Source organism: Endozoicomonas sp. SESOKO1 (genome assembly GCF_024606265.1).
In the GTDB taxonomy this organism is placed as follows: domain Bacteria; phylum Pseudomonadota; class Gammaproteobacteria; order Pseudomonadales; family Endozoicomonadaceae; genus Endozoicomonas.
Genome location: NZ_JAHHPP010000272.1, coordinates 1 through 1,618 on the forward strand (window position 1 = coordinate 1; position 1,618 = coordinate 1,618).

Below are 1,618 nucleotides of genomic sequence, written 5' to 3' on the forward strand. Positions count from 1 at the left end.
GCAGAAAATTTTATTGCTGACAATGAACTGGCCTTATCCGGCTTTGGCGTGAATTGTGACAATGGGTACTGTTTTACCGGAAACAACATTGACGATATTGGCAGCTGTGACCCGGGTGTTTCCGAGCCATGGTTAACTGGCACCCTGTGGAGTGATAACGGTCTACACAGAGTAACGACAGTTTCCATCAGCGGTATATCGGCTCAGGCCAAATATATTATTGAATTTCGCTGCTATATCGCCAAAGAAGCCTCTGGGCCGTTGCCAGACCCGGCCAATCGTGGGGATTGGGCTCAGTTCTATCGGATTACCGCTCTGGCTACCGGCGGTTCGGGTGATTCGCGGGTAATGCTTCAATCGTCGTATAAAAAAAGCAGCTGATGTTGAGTTAGCGGTGGAATTCTAACAAGGAAGTGGAGGTGATCATGGATCGATATACCTCACATAGTTTTACTTTCAGGCAGGTCATGTTGTCCGGACTGCTGTTGCTGCTTTCTTTCAGAGCCAGTGCTGAAGCAGTGTCCAGTGATTATGCAGCAACGCCCCCCTTGATCAGTAACACCTCGGAGCCGCTGGTTATGCTGGTGATGTCCGTTGATCATGAACTGTTTAAAAAAGCGTACAGCGATTATACGGACCTGGATTCGGATGGCCGGCTGGATACCAGCTATGTGGACAGTTTTGATTATCTGGGGTACTTCGACAGTAACTGGTGCTATCAATACGCTTCCGGGCGCTATTCACCAGTAGAGGAAGCTACCGGTGAGCAAGGGCACTATTGCACCACTGCTCAGGCTCCCTGGAGCGGTAACTTTCTGAACTGGGCCACCATGACACGGATGGATATCCTCAGAACGGTGCTGTTTGGCGGAAAGCGATCGACGGATACCAATAATCAAACGATATTGGAGCGGGCTTATATTCCCAGGGATGTGCATGCGTTTGTCAAAATTTATAGAAGCAGTGATTCTGGCATTCCTACAGAGAATTTTACGCCCTATAGCAACAGTGAGATCAGTCTCTGCAATGTTGCCGGTTCCGAAAATGGCACACCTGAAGTCAGGGTTGCCAGGGAGGCCTGGCCTCGCTGGGCTTCCACAGAAGTAAAGCAGTGCCAGTGGGGTACTCAGAACAGTCCTTCTACCAGTTTCAGATTAACGACAAACGATGTTTATATTAATGCCTGTGTAACCGGTAAGGATGCTGCAAATACGGATCGCTGTAAGTTATACAGCACCGGTAAGAGCAAACCCTCAGGCTTGCTTCAGCAGTATGGTGAGTCAGGCGATATCCGCTTTGGTTTAATCAGTGGCTCTTATGATAAAAATATTTCCGGTGGCGTACTGCGGAAAAATATCAGCAAAATTGCCGGTAATACCCAGAGTGCTGATGATGAGATAGACCTGGCTACCGGCCGTTTCAACAGTGTTGAAGGCATTATTCATAACATCAATCAGTTCAGGCTGGCAAAGTACAGTTTTTCCCAAAACAAATATACGGATTGCGGTACTTACGGAATTTCTGTTTCGGACTTTAAAGGCAGCAGAAGTACCTATTCCTCGAAGCATTGCAGCATGTGGGGCAATCCGCTGGCTGAACTTTATTTGGAGGCACTTCG

2 protein-coding genes are annotated in these 1,618 nt (G+C 48.1%); both read left to right on the top strand.

Annotation, left to right across the window (positions count from 1 at the left end; all coding sequences use genetic code 11):
• On the top strand, nt 1-381 hold a 381-nt coding region (locus KDK13_RS12250), incomplete at its 5' end, for a pilus assembly protein (RefSeq protein WP_257285257.1).
• A 44-nt stretch (nt 382-425) separates the two neighbouring features.
• Nucleotides 426-1,618, top strand: a 1,193-nt coding sequence (locus KDK13_RS12255) for a hypothetical protein (RefSeq protein ID WP_257285258.1), incomplete at its 3' end; no start/stop codon positions are given.